Genomic DNA, 2,129 nt, shown 5'->3' with positions numbered 1-2,129 from the left:
CCGCGGCGCACCCGCCGCGCCCCCACGCGGCCACCGCCGCGTCCGCCCTCGACGCCCGCGGCGTCACGGTCGCGTACGGGGACACCGAGGTCGTGCACGGCGCCGACCTCGAGCTCCTGCCGGGGCGCGTCACGGTGCTCGTCGGCCCGAACGGCAGCGGCAAGTCGACGCTGCTGCGGACGATGGCGCGGCTGCAGTCCGCGCGATCCGGGTCCCTCACCCTGCGCGGCGGCGACGCGGACGGCGCAGCATCCGGCGGCACCGCATCCGCGGACGGCACGGCCCCCACGGACGGCACGGACGCGCTCGACCTCTCCCTCCGCCGCTTCGCGCGCCGCGTCGCGCTCCTCACCCAGGGCCGTCCGACGCCCGGCGGCCTCAGCGTCCGCGACGTCGTCGAGTTCGGCCGCTACCCGCACCGGGGCCGCTTCGGCGGGGCGGATCCCGAGGGCCGCGCCGCCGTCGACCGCGCCCTCGACCTCACGGGCCTGGTCGCCCTCGCCGACCGCGGCGTCGACCAGCTCTCCGGCGGCCAGCTCCAGCGCGTCTGGCTCGCGAGCTGCCTCGCCCAGGAGACCGGCGTGCTCCTGCTCGACGAGCCCACCACCTACCTCGACCTGCGCTACCAGGTCGAGCTCCTCGACCTCGTGCGCGACCTCGCCGACGACGGACGCATCGCCGTCGGCGTGGTGCTGCACGACCTCGATCAGGCCGCGGCGCTCGCGGACACCGTCGCGCTGCTGCACGACGGCCGGATCGTGAGGACCGGCACCCCCGCCGAGGTGCTCACCCCCGACCTCCTCACGGAGGTCTACGGCATCCCCGTCGAGGTCCACGCGGACCCGACGACGGGCAGCCTGCGCACCCGCGCGGTCGCCCGCCACCACCACAGGAACGAGAGGCTCCACCCGTGACCACGAGACGACGCACCCTGGCGATGACCGCCCTCGCCGCCGCGACAGCGCTCACGCTGACCGCATGCGGCACCACCGAGGAGGCCTCGACGGGCGCCGGATCCGCCCCGAGCGGCGAGTCCATCACCTTCACCGACGGCACCGGCGCGGAGGTCACGCTCGACGGGCCCGCGACGAAGGTCGTCGGCACCGAGTGGAACGTCGTCGAGAACCTCGTCTCCCTGGGCGTCGACCCGGTGGGCGTCGCGGACGTCGAGGGCTACAGCGCGTGGTCCTCCGCCGTCCCGCTCGTGAACGAGCCCGCCGACATCGGCACGCGCGGCGAGCCGAGCGTCGAGACCATCGCGTCGCTCGCGCCCGACCTCATCGTCGCCACGACCGACCTCCCCGCGGACGCCATCGAGCAGCTGAAGGCCATCGCGCCCGTGCTGCAGGTCGTCTCCGCGGACGGCACGCAGCAGATCCAGCAGAGCGAGGACAACCTCGAGCTCATCGCGCAGGCGACGGGCACGGAGGACGAGGCGACGAAGGTGATCGACGCGTACGACGCCGCCGTCTCCGACGCGAAGGCGCAGCTCGACGCGGCCGGCCTCGCCGGGTCGCGGTTCCTGTTCGCGGACGCCTACGTCGACGCCGGCGCGGTCTCCATCCGCCCGTTCGGCCCCGGCTCGCTCATCGGCGACGTGACCACCGAGCTCGGCCTCGAGAACGCCTGGACGGGCGAGGTCGACCCGGCCTACGGCCTGGGCACCACCGACGTCGAGGGCCTCACCACGGTCGGCGACGTGCAGTTCCTCTACAACTCCAACGCCACCCAGGGCGACGACCCCTTCGCGCAGACCCTCGCGGGCAACGCCGTCTGGCAGTCCCTCGCGTTCGTGCAGGCCGGCGACGTGCACCGCATGCCCGACGGCATCTGGGCCTTCGGCGGCCCTGCCTCGATGACGGCGTACGCGGAGGCCGTCACCGACCTGCTGGTCGGCTGATCCGCGCCGCCCGGCCCCTCCCATGACCGCTCCCGCCCGCACCGCGCCCCCGACGGCCGACGCGCCTCCCGCGTCGGCCGCCGGAGCGGCGACGATCCCGGGACCCGTCCCGTCGCCCGCCGCCGTCGCGCGCGCCGACGGCGCCGGCCGGATCCCGGTGCGGGCGGTCGCGGTCGTCGCCCTCCTCGCCCTCGTCGTGCTGGTGCTCGCGGTGATCGACATCACCCAG

General features: G+C 75.5%; 2 protein-coding genes and 1 pseudogene. All 3 read left to right on the top strand.

Annotation, left to right across the window (positions count from 1 at the left end; all coding sequences use genetic code 11):
- On the top strand, window positions 1–914 hold a 914-nt coding region (locus tag Q6969_RS15155), incomplete at its 5' end, for an ABC transporter ATP-binding protein (protein ID WP_317231188.1).
- The gene (locus tag Q6969_RS15150) at window positions 911–1,900 is read left to right on the top strand and encodes an iron-siderophore ABC transporter substrate-binding protein (RefSeq protein ID WP_317231187.1); all 990 of its coding nucleotides are present in this window, start codon (window positions 911–913) and stop codon (window positions 1,898–1,900) included. The genes Q6969_RS15155 and Q6969_RS15150, both read left to right, overlap by 4 nt.
- A 22-nt stretch (window positions 1,901–1,922) precedes the next feature.
- A pseudogene (locus tag Q6969_RS15145) lies at window positions 1,923–2,129 on the top strand (hypothetical protein); the annotation flags it as partial.

Origin of the sequence: Clavibacter sp. MX14-G9D (assembly GCF_032917815.1) — a bacterium.
Classification (GTDB): domain Bacteria; phylum Actinomycetota; class Actinomycetes; order Actinomycetales; family Microbacteriaceae; genus Clavibacter; species Clavibacter michiganensis_K.
The sequence above is the reverse complement of the archived record's forward strand: the minus strand, read 5'-3'. Positions and strand labels throughout refer to the sequence as shown.